19 protein-coding genes and 1 pseudogene are annotated in these 24,075 nt (G+C 70.0%); 5 read left to right on the top strand and 15 right to left on the bottom strand.

Annotation, left to right across the window (positions count from 1 at the left end; translation table 11 throughout):
• Positions 1–77: 77 nt before the first annotated feature.
• Together SLUN_RS14340 and SLUN_RS14335 are read right to left on the bottom strand one after the other, a co-directional pair.
• Entirely contained in the window at positions 78–1,295 is a 1,218-nt protein-coding gene (locus SLUN_RS14340; protein WP_108148861.1) for a helix-turn-helix domain-containing protein, read from the bottom strand.
• A 386-nt stretch (positions 1,296–1,681) separates the two neighbouring features.
• The gene (locus SLUN_RS14335; protein WP_108148860.1) at positions 1,682–1,918 is read right to left on the bottom strand and encodes a hypothetical protein; all 237 of its coding nucleotides are present in this window, start codon (positions 1,916–1,918) and stop codon (positions 1,682–1,684) included.
• A gap of 449 nt (positions 1,919–2,367) precedes the next feature.
• On the opposite strand from SLUN_RS14335, the gene SLUN_RS14330 reads away from it, so the two are divergent.
• Positions 2,368–2,889 (top strand): universal stress protein, encoded by a 522-nt coding sequence (locus SLUN_RS14330; RefSeq protein WP_108148859.1) that lies wholly within the window; start codon positions 2,368–2,370, stop codon positions 2,887–2,889.
• A 182-nt stretch (positions 2,890–3,071) separates the two neighbouring features.
• Complete coding sequence (locus SLUN_RS14325) at positions 3,072–3,644, top strand: acetate uptake transporter (RefSeq protein ID WP_108148858.1); 573 nt, start codon at positions 3,072–3,074, stop codon at positions 3,642–3,644.
• Between the two features lie 121 nt (positions 3,645–3,765).
• Here SLUN_RS14325 and glmS read toward each other — a convergent pair whose 3' ends face one another.
• From glmS to SLUN_RS14310, 3 genes are all read right to left on the bottom strand, one after another.
• Positions 3,766–5,583, bottom strand: a complete 1,818-nt coding sequence (gene glmS / locus SLUN_RS14320) for a glutamine--fructose-6-phosphate transaminase (isomerizing) (RefSeq protein WP_108148857.1) — start codon at positions 5,581–5,583, stop codon at positions 3,766–3,768.
• Positions 5,584–5,625: 42 nt separating this feature from the next.
• The gene (locus SLUN_RS14315; RefSeq protein ID WP_108148856.1) at positions 5,626–5,913 is read right to left on the bottom strand and encodes a hypothetical protein; all 288 of its coding nucleotides are present in this window, start codon (positions 5,911–5,913) and stop codon (positions 5,626–5,628) included.
• Positions 5,914–5,979: 66 nt separating this feature from the next.
• Positions 5,980–6,867: a DUF4429 domain-containing protein gene (locus tag SLUN_RS14310; protein ID WP_108148855.1), complete on the bottom strand. Its 888-nt coding sequence runs from the start codon at positions 6,865–6,867 to the stop codon at positions 5,980–5,982.
• A 422-nt stretch (positions 6,868–7,289) separates the two neighbouring features.
• Between SLUN_RS14310 and SLUN_RS14300 the strand changes: the two are divergent.
• Positions 7,290–8,833, top strand: a pseudogene (locus tag SLUN_RS14300) (beta-N-acetylhexosaminidase).
• 208 nt (positions 8,834–9,041) lie between these two features.
• Here SLUN_RS14300 and SLUN_RS14295 read toward each other — a convergent pair.
• From SLUN_RS14295 to SLUN_RS14250, 10 genes are all read right to left on the bottom strand, one after another.
• Entirely contained in the window at positions 9,042–10,823 is a 1,782-nt protein-coding gene (locus tag SLUN_RS14295) for an IucA/IucC family protein (RefSeq protein WP_108148854.1), read from the bottom strand.
• Complete coding sequence (locus SLUN_RS14290) at positions 10,820–11,350, bottom strand: GNAT family N-acetyltransferase (RefSeq protein ID WP_108148853.1); 531 nt, start codon at positions 11,348–11,350, stop codon at positions 10,820–10,822. Before SLUN_RS14290 ends, SLUN_RS14295 begins: the two co-directional genes overlap by 4 nt.
• A complete protein-coding gene (locus SLUN_RS14285) occupies positions 11,347–12,612 on the bottom strand; it encodes a lysine N(6)-hydroxylase/L-ornithine N(5)-oxygenase family protein (RefSeq protein ID WP_108148852.1) in 1,266 nt (421 codons plus the stop codon). The genes SLUN_RS14290 and SLUN_RS14285 overlap by 4 nt, the downstream gene beginning before the upstream one ends.
• Complete coding sequence (locus SLUN_RS14280; protein WP_108148851.1) at positions 12,596–14,038, bottom strand: pyridoxal phosphate-dependent decarboxylase family protein; 1,443 nt, start codon at positions 14,036–14,038, stop codon at positions 12,596–12,598. The genes SLUN_RS14285 and SLUN_RS14280 overlap by 17 nt, the downstream gene beginning before the upstream one ends.
• A 113-nt stretch (positions 14,039–14,151) precedes the next feature.
• Positions 14,152–15,009, bottom strand: coding sequence for a siderophore-interacting protein (locus tag SLUN_RS14275; RefSeq protein WP_108148850.1), 858 nt, complete (start codon positions 15,007–15,009; stop codon positions 14,152–14,154).
• A 2-nt stretch (positions 15,010–15,011) separates the two neighbouring features.
• Entirely contained in the window at positions 15,012–16,037 is a 1,026-nt protein-coding gene (locus tag SLUN_RS14270) for an ABC transporter substrate-binding protein (protein WP_108148849.1), read from the bottom strand.
• 181 nt (positions 16,038–16,218) lie between these two features.
• The gene (locus tag SLUN_RS14265; RefSeq protein ID WP_108148848.1) at positions 16,219–17,379 is read right to left on the bottom strand and encodes an acyl-CoA dehydrogenase family protein; all 1,161 of its coding nucleotides are present in this window, start codon (positions 17,377–17,379) and stop codon (positions 16,219–16,221) included.
• 7 nt (positions 17,380–17,386) lie between these two features.
• On the bottom strand, positions 17,387–18,325 hold the full coding sequence (locus SLUN_RS14260; protein ID WP_108148847.1) for a hydroxymethylglutaryl-CoA lyase: 939 nt from the start codon (positions 18,323–18,325) through the stop codon (positions 17,387–17,389).
• The gene (locus SLUN_RS14255) at positions 18,322–20,427 is read right to left on the bottom strand and encodes an acetyl/propionyl/methylcrotonyl-CoA carboxylase subunit alpha (RefSeq protein ID WP_108148846.1); all 2,106 of its coding nucleotides are present in this window, start codon (positions 20,425–20,427) and stop codon (positions 18,322–18,324) included. The genes SLUN_RS14260 and SLUN_RS14255 overlap by 4 nt, the downstream gene beginning before the upstream one ends.
• 8 nt (positions 20,428–20,435) lie before the next feature.
• Complete coding sequence (locus SLUN_RS14250) at positions 20,436–22,052, bottom strand: carboxyl transferase domain-containing protein (protein WP_108148845.1); 1,617 nt, start codon at positions 22,050–22,052, stop codon at positions 20,436–20,438.
• A 121-nt stretch (positions 22,053–22,173) separates the two neighbouring features.
• Between SLUN_RS14250 and SLUN_RS14245 the strand changes: the two genes are divergently transcribed.
• Positions 22,174–22,770 (top strand): SACE_7040 family transcriptional regulator, encoded by a 597-nt coding sequence (locus tag SLUN_RS14245; protein WP_108148844.1) that lies wholly within the window; start codon positions 22,174–22,176, stop codon positions 22,768–22,770.
• A 57-nt stretch (positions 22,771–22,827) separates the two neighbouring features.
• Complete coding sequence (locus SLUN_RS14240) at positions 22,828–24,069, top strand: DUF418 domain-containing protein (RefSeq protein WP_108154739.1); 1,242 nt, start codon at positions 22,828–22,830, stop codon at positions 24,067–24,069.
• Positions 24,070–24,075 lie beyond the last annotated feature (6 nt).

Below are 24,075 nucleotides of genomic sequence, written 5' to 3'. Positions count from 1 at the left end.
GCTCGCACGCACCGCAGTGACATCAGCCGCTCCGCGGCGGGCCGCTCACTCATCCGACCCGATCCAAACGAAAGACCCTAGGGCGCACTCCGCTGGCCGGGGAGGCTCGGCCGGCCGTGACCTGTCGCGTACACGTCCGGACCGGGTCTGCCGAGCTCCGGCGGCGCGGCCGATGTGGCGGCAGGACCGGACGGTCCCGACGCCGCGGCAGCACGTCTGGCATGCGGGGAGGCCTGCACCGGTACGACCGACTCCACCACCGCCGCCGGGGCGGGCTCGCTCTGCGGACGGCGTACCCGGTAGGCCGCCCGGTACGCGGCCGGGGAGGACCCCAGCTGGCGCCGGAAATGGCCACGCAGGGCGACCGGGGAGCGGAAGCCGCAGCGGCCCGCCACCTCGTCGACCGAGTAGTCGGAGGTCTCGAGCAGCCGCTGTGCCTGCAGCACCCGCTGGGTGATCAGCCACTGCAGCGGTGCGCTGCCGGTGAGCGAGCGGAATCGCCGGTCGAAGGTGCGCCGGCTCATGTACGCCCGGGCCGCCAGGGTCTCCACGTCGAACTGTTCATGGAGATGCTCCAGCGCCCACGAAACGACCTCGGCCAGCGGGTCCGACCCGATTTCCTCTGGTAAAGACCTGTCCAGATAACGCTCTTGCCCGCCACTGCGCCGCGGCGGCACGACCAGCCTGCGGGCGAGCGCCCCGGCCGCCTCGGTGCCGTGGTCCGTACGCACGATGTGGAGGCAGAGGTCGATTCCGGCCGCCGTGCCCGCGGAGGTGAGCACATCGCCGTCGTCGACGAAGAGCTCGCGCGGATCCACATGGACGGACGGATATCTCTTGGCCAGCGTCGGCGCGTACATCCAGTGGGTGGTCGCCGGGCGGCCGTCGAGCAGACCGGCAGCGGCGAGCACGAACGCACCGGTGCACAGGCCGACTATTCTGGCCCCCTCCTCATGCGCTCTGCGCAAGGCATCGAGTGCCTCGATCGGCGGTGGTGAGGTGATCGACCGCCAGGCCGGTACGACAACAGTGCCTGCTCTGCTGATCGCCTCCAGGCCGTAGGGCGCGGTCAGTTCGAGCCCGCCGGTGGTCCGCAGCGGGCCCTCCTCGCCACCGCACACGAGCAGTCGATAGCGAGGAACTCCGGCGTCCTGACGGTCAATTCCGAACACCGAGAGCGGGATGGAACTCTCAAAAATGGGGCCGCCGCTGAACAGCAGCACCGCGACGACTTCCCGGCGCCGGCGCCCGGAGAGCTTCCGTGCCACCTCCGGTGCGGCGGAGTCCTGACTCATGACGCTAAGCCCCCCTCGGTGTTCGCGTCTCCCCGTTCGTTCTGGGCCTTTCGCTCCTGCACGTTTCCCCTCGGTTTTGCACGAGTCCCGAGCCTTCGATACTCATGATCGAATCTACTGTGTCCCGTGGCGCCGCCGTGACAAGTTCGTCATGCCCCGCTATGTCGACTTGGCAACTTGGCGCGAAGCATTCGATCACGAAGCGTTCCACTCACGGGCCGCGCAGGGAAGTGTGCATTTCATGCATGGCCCGTCCCCGTAGGGTGCGCGAGCCGCGAATGGTCCTTTCCTGCCTGGTGGCAAGGGGGTTGGCAGGCCATTTCGCCAAGGGATGACCGGTGGCCCGAAGTTGGCTGAAAATATGCGGGCGTGAGGGTGTGAACCCGTCAGCCCCCGGGCGCACTTCCCGCGCCGTGCCGACCGCCCCGATGCGCCCCCGCGGCCGTCCTGGCCCGCCGGCCGCGGGGTGGCGCAGACTCGGCCGCGCGGGCCCGGGCGGCGTTGCGCTCGGACTGGCGCAGCAGCACCCGGCAGGCGGCGGTCACGGCCGCGAGGCCGAGAGCCGCGGCTGCCGCCCCGCCGACGGACGTCCCGTACACGACCAGCACAACGGGGACGAGCACACAGCTGAACGCCGCCCAGCGGACGACGTCGCCGGCCGACTCGGACGAGGGGTGGGAGGCGGGGGAAGAGGGGCGGGTGCGGGGGCCGGGGTGGACTGTCGTGCGTGCACGGAAGCTCCCTGAAGGCGCCGGTGGACCGAGGGGGTGTCCTGGGGATGCCCAACGAAGGGCGGAGCCTTCTGGTCACTGATCGCCGCCCGGACGTGCCACCGGGCTCGCGCAGACGGCTGTAGACACCAAGCGGCATTGCCATCCCGGGCAGGCTCGGGCATGCTCCCTGGAACGCCGCGTATGGGGCGGGCAGGCCCTGGGCAGGAGAGGAGTGTCGCCGTACCCTTGGGGGTATGGGGTTGGGAAGATGATTCCCGGACACAGCTCCGCCGCCCTGCCAACCGACGCACCCTTCCTTGACGATTCCTCCCAAGAGGACCTTCTTCGCCGAGACACCGATGGCCGGTCACGAAATCCCCGAACCCGCGGACCGCAAGCAGGTAGCCGACCCACTGTCGGACCTGCAAGCGGCAGAAGAGACATGCCACCCCTGCGATCCCGCCTTCCGGCACGGAGTCGTCGTCGGCTTCGACGGATCGACCTCCAGTGAGCGGGCGCTCGCGTACGCCATCGGAATGGCCAGAAGGCTCGGCTCCGGCCTGATCATCGTCCATGTCGCCAATCGGCTGCCGACCACGGTCTGGGCGGGCTGCGAGCCCCCCGTCTTCGTGGATGTGCCGGACCACCGCACCGAGGTGCTCGGTCTGGAGCTGGCCTGCGCGGACTATCTCGCCGAGGTGCCGTGGATCCTGGTCGAGCGCGGCGGCGACATCTGTCACGAGCTCGAAGAGGTCGGCCAGGAGTACTCCGCGGACGCGATCGTCGTCGGCTCCACGCACGGCATCGTGGGACGCATCTTCGGCTCCGTCGCGGGCCGTCTCGCACGACGCGCGCAGCGCCCCGTCGTAGTGATCCCGTAGTCCCGGTCCCCACCCCCGTCAGGCCCCGGTTGCGTCCGGACGGACCTTCGCCGAGGCTCCGTCAACTCCCTTTGTGCCTGCGGATATCTACCCGTGCGTACAGGTGGATTGTGCGCTTGTGAAGGGTACATAGCGATCGCTGGGTAGCAGCACAACTGCACAGGACACGAAGGGAGCCCGCCGTGGACAACGACGTCTCTGCGGGAAGCGCTACTTCTACTTCGACTCTCGGCCACCTCGCGCTCGGACTGACCCTGCTGGCGTTCGGCGTCGGCCACACCGGCGTGATCGACAATGTCGCGGCGGCCGATGCCTCCGCGCTCGCCACCTGGGTCGGCGGCGTCGCACTGTTCATCGTCGGACTGCTCGAGTTCCGCGCGGGCAACGCCGGTACGGGCACGGCGTTTTCGGGTCTCGGCGCCTTCTGGTTCACCTGGGGCACCGCCGTCGGCGCCGAGGTCTCCACCGAAGCCGCAGGGCTGTTCCTGCTGCTGTGGGCACTGCTCGCACTGACCCTGACGGCCTCGTCCGCGGGCAGCGGACTGTTCGGTCAAGGTGTGTACGGACTGCTGTGCGTCTCGCTGCTGCTGCTCGGCATCGCATCGTTCGCGGAGAGCGGCGGGCTGGCGAAGGCGGGCGGCTGGGTCGGCGCGGTCGCGGGTCTGGCCGCCTGGTACGGCGCGACGGCAGCACTCGCCAAGTGGCCCACGTTCTCGGGACGCGCTGCCGGCCGGGGAGTGACGGCCACCGGCTGAGGCAGCCGCAGGCCGGCGCCCTTGGGCTGCGCCGGCCTGTGTGGGAACGCCCCCTGTGTGCTCGGTGGCACGTGCAGGGGGCGTTCTCATGCGGCGTTCTCGTGGGACGGGGGAGCGGGGCCTACTCGACCGTGACGGACTTCGCCAGGTTGCGCGGCTTGTCGATGTCCCGGCCCATGGCCAGCGCCGTGTGGTAAGCGAAGAGCTGGAGCGGGATGCCCATCAGAATCGGGTCCAGCTCGTTCTCGTTCTTCGGTACGACGATGGTGTGATCGGCCTTCTCCTGCTCGCGGTGGGCGACGGCGAGGATCTTGCCGCTGCGGGCCTTGATCTCCTCCAGGGCCGCGCGGTTCTTCTCCAGCAGGTCGTCGTCCGGGACGATCGCGACCGTCGGCAGCGCCGGCTCGATCAGCGCGAGCGGGCCGTGCTTGAGCTCCGAGGCCGGGTACGCCTCGGCGTGGATGTAGGAGATCTCCTTGAGCTTCAGGGAGGCCTCCAGCGCCACCGGGTAGCCGCGCACCCGGCCGATGAACATCATCGACTTGGCGCCCGCGTACTCCTCGGCCAGTTTCTTGATCTCGGCCTCGGACTCGAGGATCTCGCTGATCTGCTCGGGCAGCCTGCGCAGGCCCTCGATGATCCGCTTGCCGTCGGTGACCGACAGGTCGCGGATCCGGCCCAGGTGCAGCGCGAGCAGCGCGAAGGCGACCACGGTGTTGGTGAAGCACTTGGTGGAGACGACGCAGACCTCGGGCCCGGCGTGGACGTACACACCGCCGTCGGCCTCGCGGGCGATCGCCGAGCCGACGACGTTCACCACGCCGAGGACGCGCGCGCCCTTGCGCTTGAGCTCCTGCACGGCGGCGAGGACGTCGTAGGTCTCACCGGACTGGGAGACCGCGATGTACAGGGTGTCGGGGTCCACGACCGGGTTGCGGTAGCGGAACTCGGAGGCAGGCTCGGCGTCCGCGGGGATGCGGGCGAGTCCCTCGATCAGCCCGGCGCCGATGAGGCCCGCGTGGTACGAGGTGCCACAGCCGAGGATCTTGATCCGGCGGATGGTGCGCGCCTCGCGGGCGTCCAGGTTCAGACCGCCCAGGTGCACGGTGGAGAACCGGTCGTCGATGCGGCCGCGCAGCACGCGGTCCACGGCGTCGGCCTGCTCGGAGATCTCCTTGTGCATGTACGTGTCGTGGCCGCCCATGTCGTACGAAGCGGCCTCCCACTCCACGGTGGTCGGCGTGGCCGTCGTCGTCGAGCCCTCGGTGGTGTACGTACGGAAGTCGTCGGCCTTCAGGGTGGCCATCTCGCCGTCGTCGAGGGTGACGACCTGGCGGGTGTGGGCGACCAGGGCGGCGATGTCGGAGGCGACGAACATCTCCTTCTCGCCGATGCCGAGCACGACCGGGGAGCCGTTGCGGGCGACAACGATCCGGTCGTTGAAGCCGGCGTGCATGACGGCGATGCCGTAGGTGCCCTCGACCAGCTTCAGCGCCTGGCGGACCTTCTCCTCCAGGGTGTCGGCCTGGGAGCGGGCGATGAGGTGGGTGAGTACCTCGGTGTCCGTCTCGGAGAGGAAGACGACGCCGTCGGCGACGAGCTTGGCGCGCAGCTCGGAGGCGTTGTCGATGATGCCGTTGTGGACGATCGCGACCTTGTTCTCGGGGTCGAGGTGGGGGTGTGCGTTCTCGTCGGACGGGGCGCCGTGGGTGGCCCAGCGGGTGTGGGCGATGCCGGTGGTGCCGGCGAAGCGCTTGGGGACTCGGGCCTCCAGGTCACGGACCCGGCCCTTGGCCTTGACCATCTTCAGCCCGGCGGACTTGGGGCTGGTGATCACGATGCCCGCGGAGTCGTACCCCCGGTACTCCAGCCGCTGCAGGCCTTCCAGCAGCAGCGGTGCCACGTCACGCTTGCCGATGTAACCGACAATTCCGCACATAAAGTCTCTGCCCCTCCATAGATCAGGTGTGTGCCCGGCCGGTCAGCCGTAGACGATGCGGCGCAGCTGGCGGAGCGAGAGCTCCGGCGGCGCCACGGCGCGGTGCGGCAGTTCGGCCGCGATCCGCTCGAAGATCTCGGCGTTCGCCAGGCCACCGGACTGCAGTTCGCGGTGGCGGCGGCGGACGAATTCCTCGGTCTTCTCGTCGAAGTACGCCAGCACGTCGAGGATCACCCGGGCCGCCTCACCGCGCTGGAGCGCGGTGCTGCGCACCAGATGGTCGATGAGGTCGTCGTGGGACAGGCGACCGGGCTGACGAGGTTCGAGCACCCGTAGATATTGCGGGGTGACCTATGGTGTTTGCAAGAATCCTGCCCGATTCCGGGCAGTGGGGGCTCAGAGACGCTTCAGAATCGCCTGTTTGGCGGTGGTGAACTCCTCGGCCGTCAGTATCCCGGACTGATGCAGCTCGCCCAGTTCACGCAGTCGCCGCAGCAGCGCGTCATGATCGTCGCCGGGCGTCGGGGCGGGGGCGGCCGGCGCGGACAGGGCCGGCCACGGGACGGCCTCGACGAGCGCGGGGGCGTACGGATGCGGCATCCGGGCCACCACGGCCGCCCCTACCAGCGCCATCAGCGGGTCCTTGCGGAAGCCCCACAGCTCGACGGCGTGCGGATCGTACTTGGGCGGGGCCTTCGTCGGGGCCTTCGCCACGGCGAAACGCAGGTAGCCGATCTCCAGGCCGACGGAGGGCAGCCACTCCACGGACTCCACATCCTCCAGCGCGAGCGTGCGCGCGCCGCCCGAGGACTTGGACTCCTCGGTCTTCCAGTTCCACTCCAGCCGGATCCGCTCCCCGTCGAAGGTGGCGGTTCCGTCCCCCGCGCCCACGGTGATCGGCAGGGCGGGCCCGCTCAGCAGATAGCGGTCGACGGGCCCGGTCCCCACCTGGTCGAGCAGCAGGGCGTTGCGCACCTCGTCCACGAAGTACTCGGCGACGCCGCTGCGGTCGTTCTCGACGGTCAGCCGGTAGGGGTCGGAGCTGTCCTCCAGCTTGCCGCCGGTGATCTGCAGCAGCGGGTCGGCGCCGTTGCGCAGACGCAGCCGCAGGCGTCCGGACTTCTTGCCGGGCTCGTAGGAGATCCCGGCGAGTGCGTCCAGGGGTACGGCGACCTCACCGAGGGTCTTGCGCAGCAGGCTCACACCTTTGTCGCTGCCGGGCACGACGCGCACCGTGTCCCCGTCGAAGGTCCAGGTGCCGTCCTTCTGGAGGATTTCCGCCATGGGGGGATTCTCGCACCGGGGGTGGCGTGCGCGGGTTCGGCGAGGTGAGTTGGCCGGGTGGGCCCGGGGTTTTGCCTGGGGTCCGGGGTGGCTCCCGGGATGGCGCAGTCGCCATGGGGATTCTCGCACTGGGGCGTGTGCGGGTTCGGCGAGGGTGAGTTGGCCGGGGTGGGCCCGGGGTTTTGCCTGGGGTCCGGGGTGGCTCCCGACGGCGCCGTCGCCATGCCTTGGATTCGTTCATCGTGAGGCGAGGAAGTGGTCTACACCTTGACCGCAACTGGGGTGCGCGGTACGCATGATGACCACCGTTCGGTTGCTCAGCACCACAGTTTGCGACGCCCGTCGAAGGGACCCAGCCTGTGAGACTGCCCGGAACGCTTCCCCGACTGTTCGGTTCGCTGCTGCTCGTCGCGGCGGCGGGTATCGCCGGCATCGGCGCCGGCGCCGCTCCCGCCGACCTCACCCCACCGTCCCGCCGCTCGGCCGGGTCGTCCCCGCGCCCGCGTCCGTACAGGCCGGTGGCGCGCCGTACACCCTCACCCCCTGGACCCGGATCAGGGTCGACGGACACTCACCCGAGGTGCGGCGGATCGGCACGTATCTCGCCGGGCTGCTGCGGCCGTCCACCGGATTCGACCTGCCCGTCACCGACGACCACCTCCCCGGCGGCATCCAGTTGCGGCTCCGCCCCTCGGAGCAGGGCCTCGGCGACGAGGGCTACCGGCTGCAGTCCTCGCGCGGCTCGGTCACCCTCACCGCCCGCAGGCACGCCGGGCTCTTCCACGCCGTCCAGACGCTGCGGCAACTGCTGCCCGCCTCCGTGGAGAAGGACACCAGGCAGAAGGGGCCGTGGAAGATCGCGGGCGGCACCATCACCGACACTCCGCGCTACGGCTACCGCGGCGCGATGCTCGATGTCTCCCGGCATTTCTTCACCGTCGGCCAGGTCAAGCGCTATATCGACCAGTTGGCGCTCTACAAGATCAACAAGCTGCATCTGCATCTCTCCGACGACCAGGGCTGGCGTATCGCCATCGACTCCTGGCCGCGGCTCACGACGTACGGCGGCTCGACGCAGGTCGGCGGCGGACCGGGCGGGTACTACACCAAGAAGGACTACCAGGAGATCCTCGGCTACGCGGCCTCGCGCTATCTGGAGGTCGTCCCCGAGATCGACATGCCGGGGCACACCAACGCCGCCCTCGCCTCGTACGCCGAGCTGAACTGCTCGGGCATCGCGCCGCCGCTCTACACCGGCACGGATGTCGGCTTCAGCTCGCTGTGCGTGCCGAAGGCCGTGACGTACGACTTCGTGGACGACGTGGTGCGCGAGCTGGCCGCGCTCACGCCCGGCAGGTACCTCCACATCGGCGGCGACGAGGCGCACTCCACGAGCCATGCGGACTATGTGGCGTTCATGGACAAGGCGCAGGCGGCAGTGGGGAAGTACGGCAAGACCGTGGTCGGCTGGCACCAGCTGACCGGGGCGAGTCCGGTCGCCGGCGCGGTCGCGCAGTACTGGGGTCTGGACGGCACCAGCGACGCGGAGAAGGCCCAGGTCGCCAAGGCCGCGCAGAACGGCACGAAGCTGATCCTGTCGCCCGCCGACCGCGTCTACCTCGACATGAAGTACACCAAGGACACGCCGCTCGGGCTGGACTGGGCGGGTCTGGTCGAGGTCGACCGCTCCTACGACTGGGACCCGGGGACGTATCTGCCGGGGGTGCCCGCGTCGGCGGTGGCGGGGGTCGAGGCGCCGCTGTGGTCGGAGACGATCTCGACGAGCGACCACATCGAGTTCATGGCGTTCCCGCGGGTGCTGGGGGTGGCGGAGCTCGGCTGGTCGCCCGCGTCCACGCATGACTGGGGGGCGTATCGGGTGCGGTTGGCTGCGCAGGGCGCGCGGATGTCGGCGCTCGGGATCGACTACTACCGGTCGCCGAAGGTGCCCTGGCCCGCCGGCTGAGCGCCCGAGCCGGGGCTCCGCCCCAGACCCCGCGCCTCAATCGCCGGCGGGGCTGGATTTCGGGGCTCTGCCCCGGACCCCGCGCGTCAACCGCCGGCGGGGCTGGATTTCGGGGCTCCGCCCCAGACCCCGCGCCTCAAACGCCGGCGGGGCTGGATTGAGACGGGCGCGCCAGTGAGGGACCGTATTCACCGGCGCGCCCGTCCGTTCAGTGGGAGAACCTCGCGATCGGGTTCTCGAGCGTGCCGATCAGCTGGAGCGCGCCCGCCGGGTCCGCGAGGTCCACCATCTGTTCGTTGTTGCGCAGTTGGAGCCGGTTGAGGCAGGAGAGCGCGAACTCGCCCGCGAACATGTCGTACTCCTTGAACTTGTCCGCCAGATGCGGCACGGACTCCTGGTAGCCGCTGACGCACTCCGCGACCGTCCGCCAGAACGTTTCCTCGTCGAGGCGGCCCTCGGTCACCAGCGCCGCGCCCAGGAAGCGGAGGAAGCAGTCGAACACGTCCGTGAAGATGGACAGCAGCTTCATGTCCTCGGGCACGTCCACGCGGATCCGCTCGACCGCCGGCGGCAGGACCGCGTCCGGGTCCATCACCGCGATCTCCTCGGCGATGTCCTTGAAGATCGTCCGCTGGACCGTGCCGTCCGCGCCGATGACCAGGATGACGTTCTCGCCGTGCGGCATGAACACCAGGTCGTATGCGTAGAAGCTGTGCAGTACGGGCGTGAGATACGCGTCCAGATAGCGGCGCAGCCACTGCGCCGGAGCCAGACCCGACTCGTCGATCAGCGCACCCGCGAACGACGCGCCCTCGTGGTCGACATGGAGCAGCGACGCCATCGTGGCCGGCCGTTCGCCGTCCAGCAGCTGCGGCACCGGGCTCTCGCGCCAGAGCGCGGCCAGCATTTTGCGGTACGGGGAGTAGCGGTCGGTCGCCCGCTCGTACTGGCGGTGGTGGTAACCGATCGCCGCCCGCTCCTTGACGATCGAGAAGCGGACCGCCCTCAGTACGTCGTCGCGCTCGATCAGGCCCGCGAGCCAGTCGTTGATCGCGGGCGTCGCCTCCATGTACGCGGCCGAAAGGCCCCGCATGAAGCCCATGTTGAGGACGGACAGCGCGGTTTTGACGTAGTGCTTGGCCGGGTCGCTCGTATTGAAGAACGTACGGATGGACTGCTGGGCGAGATAGTCGTCGTCGCCCGCGCCCAGGCAGACCAGGCGCTGCTGGGCGACCTCGGCGGCGAAGGTGACGGAGAGCTTGTTCCACCACTGCCAGGGGTGGACCGGCAGCAGGAAGTAGTCGGCGAGGTCGAGGCCGAGGGCGTTCAGCCGCCCGCCGAAGCGGGCGAGAGCGGCTTCGCCGAGTTCGGCGCGGACCAGCGACTCGTAGTCCAGTCCGGCGCCCGAGGTGAAGGTGGCGACATCGCGGCGGGCCGCGAGCCAGACGAGGCGGACCTCGCTCGCGGTCTCGGGGGCGTACGAGAGGTACTCGTGAACCCCGAAGCCGAGCCGGCCGTTGTTGGCGACGAAACAGGGGTGGCCCTCGGTCATCCCCGTCTCGATGGCCTGGAAGCCGGCTGTGGCCAGCTCGGCGGAGGTCGTCTGCTGCTTGCTGAGCTTGTACGCCGTTCCGGAGAGAGTGGAGGAGATCTCCTCCAGATAGACCGGCAGGATCGTCTCGCTCAGGCCGAGCGTGCCGCGCAGTTCGATGAAGAAGTCGAGCGAGTCCAGCGGTTGCTCGCCGCCGTCCCGGTGCCGGGTGATGGAGTCGGCGAAGACCTGCCAGTGGTCGAGGGCGAACCGGCGCGCACAGAAGCGGTACTCGGTGGCGGAGTCGTCGCTGAGGACACGGTAGTTGTCCTGGCCGAGCGACTCGGGGACCAGCAGCCGCTCGTGGGCGAACTCCGCCAGCGCCTTGCGGACGAGCAGCCGGTTGGCCTGCTCCCACAGCTCGGGCGTCAGATGCGATACGGCGTCGGACAGGTTCATGCCGTCACTCCTCGTGCAGCCAGGAACTGGGCGCGGGTGCAGAAGCTCAGCAGGGCGTCCTTCTCCGGCTTCCTGATCTCCCCTGCGGGCACAAAGCCGACCGCTTCGTTGAGCGCGTGGACAGCCTTGTTGCTCACGTCCGGCTCGACGACGACGCGCCGGGTGGCCGGGTCAGCGAACAGCGTCTCCATCACCGCGGTGATCACCTGGCGGGTGAAGCCGTGTACGGGGTTGTCGGTCGGCGCGACCAGGAAGTGCATGCCGACATCGCCCGGCTCGGGGTCGTACAGACCCTGGAGCTCCACATACCTGGGGTCGTAGCGCTCCATCAGGAAGACGGGCTCCCCGTCGTTCTGGCCTATGAAGGCGTCGTGGTGCTCATGGGCGGCTATCGCCATGTACTCGCGCTCGACGTCCTGCAGTTTCGCCTCCTGCATCATCCAGAAGGCGGCCTTGGGGTGGGTCACCCACCCGTGCACCAGCTCCGCGTCGGCAAAGGGGTCGAGGGGACGGACGGTGAACGTCATGCGGAGAACTCCTGGAACGCGATGGACTTTTCGACGGGGTAGTACTCGGACCCGAGCAGCTCGCCGATGATGTAGGCGTTGCGGTACGCACCCATGCCCAGGTCGGGCGAGGTGATGGAGTGCGTGTGCACGCCCGCGTTCTGCAGGAAGATCTCGCGTCCCGCCGTGTCGATGGAGTAGTTGCGGGCCACGTCGAAGCGGCCCTGTCCGTCCAGGCGGATCCGGTCGCCGACCGGTTCGAGGAACTCGGGGGCGGCGTACTTGTAGCCGGTGGCCAGGATCAGGCCCTCCGTACGCAGCTCGAAGTCCTTGCCCTGCTCCTCCTGGCGCAGCCCAAGCGTGTACGTGCCGTCCTCGTAACCGGCGCTCTTCAGCGCCGAGTTGGTCAGCAGTCTGGTCGGCACCGGACCCTTGAGGTTCTTCTGGTAGAGCAGATCGAAGATCTCGTTGATCAGATCCCCGTCGATGCCCTTGAACAGGCCCTTCTGCTCCGACTCCAGCCGGTAGCGGGTGGGCTCCGGCAGTGCGTGGAAGTAGTCGATGTACTCGGGCGAGGTCATCTCGAGGGTGAGCTTGGTGTACTCCAGCGGGAAGAACCGCGGGGAGCGCGTGACCCAGTTCAGCCGGTAGCCGTGCACATCGATCTCGGAGAGCAGGTCGTAGTAGATCTCCGCGGCGCTCTGCCCGCTGCCGACGAGGGTGATCGACTCCTTCTGCTGCAGCGCTTCCTTGTGGTCGAGGTAGCGGGAGTTGTGCAGGAGGTCGCCGCCGAGGTCCTGGCAGGTCTCGGGGATGTACGGCGGGGTGCCGGTGCCCAGGACTAGGCGGCGGGCGCGGAACCGCTCGCCGGCGGTGGTGTGGACGACGTACACCTCGTCCTCGTACTCGACCCGCGACACCGTGGTGGAGAAGCGGATGGAGCTCAGCTTGGCGGCGGCCCAGCGGCAGTAGTCGTTGTACTCGGTCCGCAGCGGATAGAAGTTCTCGCGGATGTAGAACGAGTACAGCCGCCCCGATTCCTTCAGATAGTTGAGGAAGGAGTACGGGGATGTCGGATCGGCCAGCGTCACCAGGTCCGACAGGAACGGCGTCTGGAGATGGGCGCCCTCCAGGAACATTCCGGAGTGCCACTCGAAGTCCGGCTTGGACTCCAGGAAGACGCCGTTCAGCTCGTCGATCGGCTCGGTCAGGCAGGCGAGGCCGAGGTTGAAGGGCCCGAGCCCGATGCCGATGAAATCAAGGGGCTCACGAGGCGTGGACAAGATTCTCTCCCAGGTACTGCTCGGCATGGCCGGCGATCAGATCGAGTACGGCGGCGATGTCGTCGGTCGTCGTTTCGGGGTTGAGCAGGGTGAACTTCAGGTACTGGCGGCCGCCGACCTTGGTGCCCGCGACCACGGCCTCGCCGGACGCGAACAGCGCCTTGCGGGCATAGAGGTTGGCCCGGTCGATCAGGGTGGGGCTGGTGATGGCCTCGGGGATGTAGCGGTAGACCAGCGTGGACAGCTGCGGCGCCACGACGACGTCGTAGCGCGGGTCGGCGGCGAGCAGCTCCCAGCCGTCGGCTGCCAGGTCGCAGACCTCGTCGAAGAGCTGCCCGACACCGTCGGCGCCCATCACGCGCAGCGTCATCCACAGCTTGAGCGCGTCGAAGCGGCGCGTGGTCTGCAGCGACTTGTCGACCTGGTTGGGGATTCTCTCCTCGATGGTGCGCAGCGGGTTGAGATAGTCCGCGTGGTACGTGGCGTGGCCGAGCGTGGCTCCGTCCCGTACCAGTACGGCGGACGAACTCACCGGCTGGAAGAAGGACTTGTGGTAGTCCACGGTGACCGAGTCGGCGTGCTCGATGCCGTCCAGGAGATGGCGGCGGGTGGGGGAGGCCAGCAGTCCGCAGCCGTACGCCGCGTCCACATGCATCCAGGTCCCGTACTGCTCCGCCAGCTCGGCGATCTCGGGCAGCGGGTCGATGGAGCCGAAGTCGGTGGTGCCGGCGGTCGCGACGACGGCCATGGGGACCAGGCCCTGCTGTGCGCAGCGCTCCAGTTCGGCGGCGAGTGCCACCGTCTGCATCCGCTTGTTGCGGTCGACGGGGACTGCGACGACGGCGTCGGGTCCGAGCCCGAGCAGTGTCGCGGACTTCTGCACGCTGAAGTGGCTGCACTCGGAGGAGAAGATACGCAGTTTCGCGAGGTCCGACGTCTTGGCCTCCTGGCGTGCGAGCAGCAGCGCCTGGAGGTTGGACTGGGTGCCGCCGCTGGTGAAGACACCGTCGGCCGCGGGGCCGAGGCCGATCCGCTGTGCGGTCCAGTCGATGAGGCGGCGCTCGATGAGGGTGCCGCCGGCGCTCTGGTCCCAGGTGTCGAGCGAGGAGTTGACCGCTGAGAGCACGGCCTCGCCGAGGACGGCCGGGATGACGACCGGGCAGTTGAGGTGGCCGAGGTAGCGGGGGTGGTGGAAGTAGACGGCGTCGCGCAGATAGACGCGCTCCAGCTCGTCGAGGGCGGCGGAGGCGTTGCCCAGCGGCTGGTCGAGGTCGACGGCGGAGATGACCGGGGCGAGCTCGTCCGGGGTCACACCGGTGAACGGCCGCCGGGTTGTGGCGAGTCGCATCGCCACCCGCTCGACTCCTTCGGTCACGGAGCGCCGGTAGCTCTCCGCCGTTACGTCATTGAGCAGGTGCGAGCGCATGCAAGTCCTCCGGACAAGCGAGGGGGGCGAGGTGCCGAGGTTAGGTTAGCCTAACCTAACTTTCACGCCAGCAGTTCCTCGCCCCCCTGGGGGCACGGCTGTTATGCCGTTGTTCACATGTCGGCAGCCCCGCCCGCGGTTTCGGCCTCCTCGCGGAGGCCGTCCTCGCTGACTCCCTGCTTCCAGTAGCCGACGAACGTGACCCGGCGGCGGTCGATTTCACGCTCGCGCACGAGATGGCGGCGCAGCGCCTTCACGCTCCCCGACTCGCCCGCGATCCAGGCGTACGGGACGCCCTCGGGCAACTCGGCGGCGCTGACGGCCTCCAGGGCGGACGGCGCGCCCTCGTTCCGTACGAGCCAGGTGATCCGCGCGTCCGCGGCGGTCCTCAGGTCCTGGCGGTCCTCGGTGTGCTGCACCTCGAGCCAGACCCGGGCCTTCAGGCCGGCCGGCAGCCACTCCAGGATCGCCGCGGCGGCAGGCAGGGACGTTTCGTCGGCCCAGATCAGCACCCAGTCGGTGCCCTCGGGCGGACGGCAGCGCACGGCGGTGTTGTCGGCGACGGCCGGGCCGAGGACCATAACGCGGTCGCCGGTCCTCGCCGCGCTCGCCCAGCGGCAGGCGGGCCCGCCGTCGGCGTGGATCGCGAAGTCGATGTCGACCTCGGCCGGTTCGCGGCGCTGCTCCCGCACGGTGTACGAGCGCATGACGGCCCGTATGCCCTCGGGCATGGCCCGCCAGGCGCCGAGCGTCGCGTAGAGGTCTCCGCCCGGGTCCACCGGCACGACCGGTTCGTCCTGGCCGGGGTGCGGCAGGAACAGCGAGAGGGACTGGTCGCGGCCTCCGGCGGCGAACTCCCTGAGGGACTCTCCGCCGAAGGTGACGCGGACCATGGACGGGCCGAGCCGCCTAGTCCGCACCACCTGCAGGCCGAAGAAGCGGAACGGGGCGAGCTCGGCCGTCGTCGTCATGGTCAGGCGACCTTCTTCGCGCTCTCGATGGCCTTGGCGAATTCCTCGAGGATCGGCGCGCACTTGTCGTAGGAGTAGATCGGCTCGGTGACACGCGGGATGACCTGGCCGGCCTTGACGGCGGGCAGCTTGGCCCAGGTCGGCTTGGATGCCAGGGACTCGGGCTGGAGGGTCCCGGTGCGGTTGTCCAGGATGATGATGTCGGCGCCGTACTTGCCGGCGTTCTCCCAGCTGAGTCCCTCGAAGAAGCCCTGGGCGTCCGGCTTCGGCTCGACGAACTTCACACCCAGCTCCTGGAAGTAGAGCGTGTCGGCGGACATCTTCGGGACGGAGACGTAGAAGAGCTCCTGGCTGCCGGAGCCGATCAGGACCTTGAGGTTCGGCTTGGCCTTGGCGGCCGCGCGCAGCCGGCCGGCGGCCTTCTCGAAGCGGGCCTTGGCGTCGGCAGTCTTCTTGCCCTTGACGTCGCCGCCGAGGGACTCGGCGAGCTCCGCGTGGCGCTGGAGGGCCTTCGCCATCGTGGTCTCCGCCGCCCACAGCAGCACGCTGGGGGCGACCTTCATGATCTTGTCCTTGGACTGCGGCGGCACGTACCAGGGGTCGTTCTTCGCCCACTGGTTGGTGATCAGCAGCTCGGGGCCGAGGGCCGCGTACTGCTCGATGTTGAACTCGCCGTAGACATTGCCGATGATCTTGACCTTGCTGATGTCGAGATCGCCGGCCTGGACGTCGGCCTTGCCGTCCTTGGTCTTCGTCGGGCCGAAGACGCCCTTGACCTCGACGCCGTAGTCGTGAAGCGCGGCGGCGGTGCCGGTGAAGGCGACGATGTTCTTCGGGGCGGCCTTCAGTGAGACCTTCGTGCCGCGGTCGTCCGTGAAGGTCCAGGGACCCGACTTCTCGGCGGCCTTGCCCGCGTTGCCCTTGTCGTCGCTGCTGCCGCAGGCGGCGAGTGCGGCGCCGAGCCCGAGGGCGCTGCCCGCGGCGAGCAGGCCGCGACGGGAGAGATGGGAAGCTCGGGCGTTGGGCATGATGATGTCCGCTTTCGTACGTGCCGGGTTCGGCCACTGGGCAGTTCGAAGATAGGTTAGCCTAACCTCACCTGCTGTCCAGGGGGCGGCCTCCGCCCGCACGTCGAGCCCGTCGGTTGATTGCGGACAAACCGAACCGGGGGGCGACGCGGACCGCGTCGCCCCCCGGTTCACGCCGGTGTCAGCCGGACAGGCCCAACTCGCGGGCGATCAGCATCCGCTGGACCTCGCTCGTGCCCTCGCCGATCTCCAGGATCTTGGAGTCGCGCCACATCCTGGCCACCGGGTACTCGTTCATGAAGCCGTAGCCACCGTGGATCTGGGTGGCCTCGCGGGCGTTGTCCACCGCCACCGTCGACGAGTACAGCTTCGCCAGCGCCGCCTCCTTCTTGAACGGCTCGCCCTGCACCAGCCGGGACGCCGCGTCGCGCCAGCCCACCCGGGCCATGTGCGCCCGCATCTCCATGTCGGCGATCTTGAACTGGATCGCCTGGTTCGCGCCGATCGGCCGCCCGAAGGCGTGCCGCTCCTTCGCGTACTTCACGGACTCGTCCACACAGCCCTGCGCGAGGCCCGTCGCGAGTGCCGAGATGGCGATCCGGCCCTCGTCGAGGATGCGCAGGAACTGGGCGTATCCGCGGCCCTCCTCGCCCAGCAGGTTCGCCACCGGGACGCGGACGTCCGCGAAGGACAGCTCGCGGGTGTCCGAGGCGTTCCACCCGACCTTGGAGTAGGGCGCGGCCACCGTGAAGCCGGGGGTACCGGACGGGACGATGATCGAGGAGATCAGCGGCTTGCCGTCCTCGGTGCGGCCGGTGACCGCCGTGACCGTCACCAGGCCCGTGATGTCCGTACCGGAGTTGGTGATGAAGCACTTGGAGCCGTTGATCACCCACTCGTCGCCGTCCCGGACGGCCGTCGTCCGGGTGCCGCCCGCGTCCGATCCCGCGCCCGGCTCGGTCAGCCCGAACGCGCCCAGCAGCTCGCCCGAGCAGAGCCGCGGCAGCCACTCCCGCTTCTGCTCCTCGGTGCCGAAGCGGTAGACCGGCATGGCGCCCAGCGAGACGCCCGCCTCGAGTGTGATCGCGACGGACGAGTCGACGCGTGCCAGCTCCTCGAGGGCGATGCCGAGCGCGAGATAGTCGCCGCCCATGCCGCCGTACTCCTCGGGGAAGGGCAGTCCGAACAGGCCCATGCGGCCCATCTCGCGGACGATCTCGTACGGGAACTCATGGCGCTCGTAGAAGTCGCCGATCTTTGGAGCGATCACATCGTGTGCGAACTGCTCGACGGTGCGGCGGAGTTCCTCGTGCTCAGGTGTGAGCCGGTGGTCCAGGGGCATGGGTGAGTCACTCCTTGTGGGAGAGGGCACGTACGGTGCGGGAGGGGCTGGGACGGCCCAGCTGTCCGGCCATCCACACGCTCGTGGCGGTGAGCCGGCCGAGATCGACCCCGGTTTCGATACCGAGGCCGTCGAGCATCCACACGAGGTCTTCGGTGGCGAGGTTTCCGGTCGCGCTCTTCGCGTAAGGGCAGCCGCCGAGGCCGCCCGCGGAGGCGTCCACGGTGCTCACGCCGTGCTGCAGCGCGGCGAAGGTGTTGGCGAGCGCCTGCCCGTAGGTGTCGTGGAAGTGCACACCGATCGCGGAGGTGGGCACGCCCTCCTCGTTGAGCTCGGCGAGCAGGCTCTGCACATGGCCGGGGGTGGCCACGCCGATGGTGTCGCCCAGGCTCAGCTCGTCGCAGCCGAGGTCGAGCAGCTGCTTGGCGACCCGGACGACCTGGTGGACCGGGACCGGGCCCTCCCACGGGTCGCCGAAGCACATCGAGAGATAGCCGCGGACGTGGATCTTGTCGGCGCGGGCCTTGGCGACGACCGGCTCGAACATGGCGAGCGACTCGTCGACGCCGCGGTTGAGATTGCGCTGCGCGAAGGTCTCGGTCGCGCTCCCGAACACGGCGATCCGGCGCGCACCGAGGGCGGTGGCCCGCTCCAGACCGCGCTCGTTCGGTACGAGGACGGGCAGGGCGACGCCCGGGATGTCGCCGAGCTGCGGGAACAGCTGCTCGGCGTCGGCCAGTTGGGGCACCCACTTGGGGTGGACGAAGCTGGTCGCCTCGATCGTGGTCAGGCCGGCGCCGGCGAGCCGGTGGATGAACTCCGCCTTCACCTCGGTCGGTACGACGGTCTTCTCGTTCTGCAGCCCGTCGCGCGCGCCGACCTCGTGGATACGGACGCGGGGCGGCAGACCCTGTACGGGTACGGCCATGGGCAGCCCGTCGGTCATGCTTCCTCCCTCGGGGTGACGACCGCCAGGATCTGGTCCATGGCGACGGTGGAGCCCGCGGTCACATCGAGCTCGGTGACGGTGCCGGCGTGCGGGGCGGAGATGACGTGCTCCATCTTCATGGCCTCGACGACGAGCAGACTCTGCCCGGCGTCGACCTCGTCCCCGACGGCGACCTTGACGACGGTGACGGTCCCGGGCATGGGCGCGGCGAGGGTGTCGGCCCCCGCGTGGGCGGCGCCGCTCAGGGAGGCCTCGACGGGGTCGTGGTCCTGGAGGTGCCAGGAGTCGCCGTCCCGGCCGAGCCAGGTCCCTTCCGGGGAGGGGGCGTACGTGAAGGTGTGGGTGACGCGGTCGAGTTCGAGGGTGACGCGGGTGGGGGTGGCGGTGAGGAGCCGGGTGCGGGTGGGTGCGGCGGGGCGCTGCCCCGGACCCCGGTCCTCGAACTCCCCCGGACTTCGTCCGGGGGAACCCCCAGGGGCTGGGTGTGCCGGTACCGACTGCCCGGCTGCGCCGAGGAGGAGCTCCACGGACCGGCCCGACGGGCGGGTGCGCACCTCGACCGGCTCCTGGCCCGGGACGCGGAAGTGGTGGACCGTCCAGGCCGGTTCGCCGCCGAGGCGCCAGCCGGTCGGGACCGAGAACGGGTCGACCCAGCCGGGCGCGGCCGGGGCACCCACCCCGGCCCGCAGCAGCGCCGCCGCCGCGTACACCTCGTCCGGAACCCCCTCCGGCACCAGGCCGTCCGCCTCCCGCTCCACCAGCCCCGTGTCCAAGTCCCCTGCCACCACCGACTCGTGGGCCAGCAGGCGGCGCAGGAAGCCCGCGTTCGTCGGGACGCCGAGGGTGACCGTGTCCGCCAGGGCCGCGCGCAGCTTGCGCAGGGCCGTCGGGCGGTCGGGGCCGTACGCGATGACCTTGGACAGCATCGGGTCGTACAGGCTGCCGACCTCCGTGCCCTCGGTGAGGCCCGAGTCGGTGCGCGCTCCGTCGCCCTGCGGCTCGTGCAGGGCCAGGACCGTGCCGCCCGACGGCAGGAAGCCCCGCGACGGGTCCTCGGCGCAGATACGGGCCTCGATCGCGTGGCCCGTGAGACTGATGTCCTCCTGGGCGAAGGGCAGTTGCTCGCCGGCCGCCACCCGCAGCTGCCACTCCACCAGGTCCAGGCCGCCCCCCGCAATCGACACGACCAGCTCCGTCACCGGGTGCTCGACCTGGAGGCGCGTGTTCATCTCCATGAAGTAGTACGAGGACGGGTCGCTGCCCGGGACGATGAACTCCACCGTCCCCGCGCCGACATAGCCGCACGAGCGGGCCGCCTCCACGGCGGCGGAACCCATCGCGGCCCGGGTCTTCTCGTCCAGCAGGACGCTCGGCGCCTCCTCGATGATCTTCTGGTGGCGGCGCTGCAGCGAGCACTCGCGCTCACCGAGATGGACCACATGGCCATGGCCGTCCGCCAGGACCTGGATCTCGATGTGCCGGGGGCGGTCGATCCACCGCTCCACCAGCAGCGTGTCATCGCCGAAGGAGGCGCGGGCCTCGCGCCGGGCCGCGGCGATCTCCTCCAGCAGCGCAGACTCGACCCGGGTGAGCCGCATGCCCTTGCCGCCGCCGCCCGCCGAGGGCTTCAGCAGCACCGGCATGCCGATCTCGCGTGCCGCGTCGGCGAGTTGATCGTCGGTCAGGCCGGATCCGGACGAGCCCGGCACGACCGGGACGCCCGCCGCCTGCACCGTCTCCTTCGCGCGGATCTTGTCGCCCATCAGCGAGATCGCCGAGGCCGGCGGCCCGATGAAGGCCAGGCCCGCCTCCGCGCACGCCCGCGCGAACGCCGCGTTCTCGGCGAGGAAGCCGTAGCCCGGGTGGACCGCCTCCGCGCCCGTACGCGCCGCCGCGTCCAGCAGACGGTCGATGGAGAGGTAGCTCTCGGCGGCGGACGCGGGGCCGATACGGACCGCCGTGTCCGCCTCCCGTACATGCCGGGCGTCCGCGTCCGCGTCGCTGAACACGGCCACCGAGCGCACGCCCAGCGTCCGCAGCGTACGGATGACGCGGACCGCGATCTCGCCGCGGTTGGCGACCAGGACAGTGCTGAACATCTGGGTCCTCACATCCGGAAAACGCCGAAGCCGGGCTCACCCAGCGGGGCGTTGGCACACGCGGTCAGGGCCAGACCCAGCACCTGCCGGGTCTCCAGCGGGTCGATCACGCCGTCGTCCCACAGCCGGGCCGTGGCGTAGTAGGCGTTCCCCTGCTGCTCGTACTGTGCGCGGATCGGCTCCTTGAAGGCCTCCTCGTCGGCGACGGGCCAGGTCTCGCCCCGCCCCTCGAGCTGGTCGCGCTTCACCGTCGCCAGCACCGACGCCGCCTGCTCGCCGCCCATCACCGAGATCTTGGCGTTCGGCCACATCCACAGGAAGCGCGGGGAGTACGCCCGGCCGCACATCGAGTAGTTCCCCGCGCCGTACGAACCGCCGATGACGACGGTCAGCTTCGGCACGCGCGTGCAGGCCACCGCCGTGACCATCTTCGCGCCGTGCTTGGCGATGCCGCCCGCCTCGTAGTCCCGGCCGACCATGAAGCCCGAGATGTTCTGCAGGAAGAGCAGCGGGATGCCGCGCTGGTCGCACAGCTCGATGAAGTGCGCGCCCTTCTGGGCGGATTCGGAGAACAGGATGCCGTTGTTGGCGACGATGCCGACCGGGTGGCCGTGGATCCGGGCGAAGCCGGTGATCAGCGTCGTCCCGAACTCCGCCTTGAACTCGGCGAACCGGGAGGCGTCGACGACGCGTGCGATGACCTCACGGACGTCGTAGGGCGTACGGGAGTCAACCGGCACCGCGCCGTACAGCCCCGCGGGATCGACCTTCGGCTCCTCGGCGGGCTCGACCGACCAGGGGAGCGGGCCCCGAGCGGGCAGCGTCGCCACGATGTTCCGGACGATCCGCAGCGCGTGCGCGTCGTCCTCGGCGAGATGGTCGGTGACGCCCGACGTACGCGAGTGGACCTCGCCGCCGCCGAGCTCCTCCGCCGTGACGACCTCGCCGGTCGCTGCCTTCACCAGCGGCGGGCCGCCGAGGAAGATCGTGCCCTGGTTGCGCACGATCACGGCCTCGTCGCTCATCGCCGGGACATACGCCCCGCCCGCCGTGCAGGAGCCGAGCACCGCCGCGATCTGGGGGATCCCCGCGCCGGACATCCGTGCCTGGTTGTAGAAGATCCGCCCGAAGTGCTCGCGGTCGGGGAAGACCTCGTCCTGCATCGGCAGGAAGGCGCCTCCCGAGTCCACCAGGTAGAGACAGGGCAGCCGGTTCTCCAGGGCCACCTCCTGGGCGCGGAGGTGCTTCTTGACCGTCATCGGGTAGTAGGTGCCGCCCTTGACCGTGGCGTCATTGGCGACGATCACGCATTCGCGGCCGCTGACCCGCCCGATCCCGGCGATCACTCCGGCGGCCGGGGCCTGCCCCTCGTACATCCCCTCCGCCGCGAGCGGCGCGAGCTCTAGGAAGGGCGAGCCGGGGTCGAGGAGGGTGTCCACGCGGTCGCGCGGCAGCAGCTTCCCGCGCGCCGTGTGCCGGGCGCGGGCCCGCTCGCCACCGCCGAGGCGGGCGGCCGTCAGCCGGCCGCGCAGGGCGTCGGCGAGCTCCTGGTGCGCCGCCTCGTTGGCCTGCCAGGCCTCGGAGGCGGGGTCTGCCGCGCTCGCCAGCACGGGTGCCTGCTGCATCGTGTCGAGCCCCCTTGCCCGTACGACTCCGTTGTCGCTTACGTACGAGGATAAGTTAATGAGCGTTAACGCGTTTCCTTCAGGTTAACGAGCGCTAACAGCCTTGTCTAGAATCAATGCCATGAGCACCAGGACGGATGCCCCGACGCGCCGCGAGCAGATCCTCAGGGAGGCCGCCCGGCTCTTCGCCGAACGCGGATTCCATGGCGTCGGTGTCGACGAGATAGGAGCGGCGGTCGGCATCAGCGGACCCGGCCTCTACCGGCACTTCCCCGGCAAGGACGCGATGCTCGCCGAGCTGCTGGTGGGCATCAGCGAGCGGCTGCTGAGCGGCGGCCGGCTGCGCGTCGAGGAGTCGGCGGCCGACCCCGCGGTGCTGCTGGCCGCCCTCATCGACGGACACATCGACTTCGCACTCGACGACCGCCCCCTCATCACCCTGCACGACCGCGAGCTGGACCGCCTCCGGGACAGCGACCGCAAGCTGGTGCGGCAGCTGCAGCGGCAGTACGTGGAGTTGTGGGTGGAGGCGGTGCGGAAGGTCTACCCGACGCTCGTCGAGGCAGAGGCGCGCGCCGCCGTGCATGCCGTGTTCGGGCTGCTCAACTCCACGCCCCACCTGGGCCGCCCCGGCGCCCTCCCGGACCGTTCGGCGATGGCGGTGCTGCTGCACCGGCTGGCCTGCGGAGCCTTCGCGGCGGCCGCGGACGGCGCCTGACGCGTTCGCGTGGAAAGATCTCAAGTCACGTCGGCAGAGCGGCTCATGGGGGAGACGATGGCGCAGGAGACAGTGGGCGCCGCAGCCCGGCTCGGAGACGGGACGGAGAAAGCAGCGGCAGGCCGACGGCTCGTGGAGGTGGACGCGCTGCGCGGCTTCGCGCTCGGCGGCATCCTCCTGGTGAATGTCCTGGTGATGGCCGGGCCGTACGGGGCCATTGGCGCCGACCCGCGTGAGGGCGGCGCCGACCTCGTGGCTCACTGGCTGGTCGTGGCGTTCGCGGAGGGGAAGTTCTATCTGCTCTTCTCCTTCCTCTTCGGGTACAGCTTCACGCTCCAGATGGGCTCGGCCGTGCGCGCAGGGGCCCGCTTCACACCCCGGATGCTGCGCAGGCTGCTGGGCCTCTTCGTCATCGGCGCCCTGCACGCGACGCTGCTGTACACCGGCGACATCCTGATGACGTACGCCCTGCTCGGCCTGATCCTGTTCGCCGCCCGGAACACCTCCGTGGCCCGTGCCCGGCGCGCGGCGCTGTGGCTGTACGGAGCCGTCTCCGCTCTTCTCCTCCTCGCGGGCATCGGGATGCTCCTTGCGGACGATCCGGCATCGGAGGCCGAACTGCGTGAGCAGGTCGCCGAGTTGACCGCCGCCTACCGTGGCGACGCCGCCGACGTCATCGGTGCCAACCTGCGTGCCCTGCCCGAAGCCCTGGCCGCCGTCCTGCTCGTGGGCGGGCTGGTCGTCGCCGCGTTCCTGGCGGGCTTCGCGGCGGGCAAGCGGCAGTTGCTCAGCGGCACCGCCGAGCGCCGCGGCCGCCTGCGGCGGATGTGTGCCATCGGGCTGGCCGTCGGTCTGCCCGGCGCGGTCGTCATGGCGGCGGGCACGGTCGGCCCGTTGTCCGACCGATGGGAGCTCCTGTCGTACGCCGTCGGCATAGCCACCGCACCCGCGCTCTCCCTCGCGTACGCCGCCGGGCTCCTGCTCTGGTTCGGCACGCCGCGCGGTGCCCGGACGGCCGCCCGGCTCGCACCCGCGGGACGGATGGCGCTGACCAACTATCTGCTGCAGTCGCTCGTGATGGCCATGGTCTTCACCGGCTACGGCCTCGGGCTCTACGGCCGGGTGGGCACCGCCGCCACGGTCTGCGGGGCGCTCGTCCTGTACGGGGCTCAGCTGTGGGCCGGCGGCCGGTTGCTGAGGCGCTGTCGGCTCGGGCCCGTGGAGTGGGTGCTGCGTGCGCTGACGGTCGGCGGCCGGCCGTCCAACGTTCGGGACACCGGGCACGCTGCGCGCACCTGACGGCAC

This window comes from Streptomyces lunaelactis (assembly GCF_003054555.1).
GTDB lineage: Bacteria > Actinomycetota > Actinomycetes > Streptomycetales > Streptomycetaceae > Streptomyces > Streptomyces lunaelactis.
This window is presented reverse-complemented; position numbering and strand designations above follow the sequence as displayed.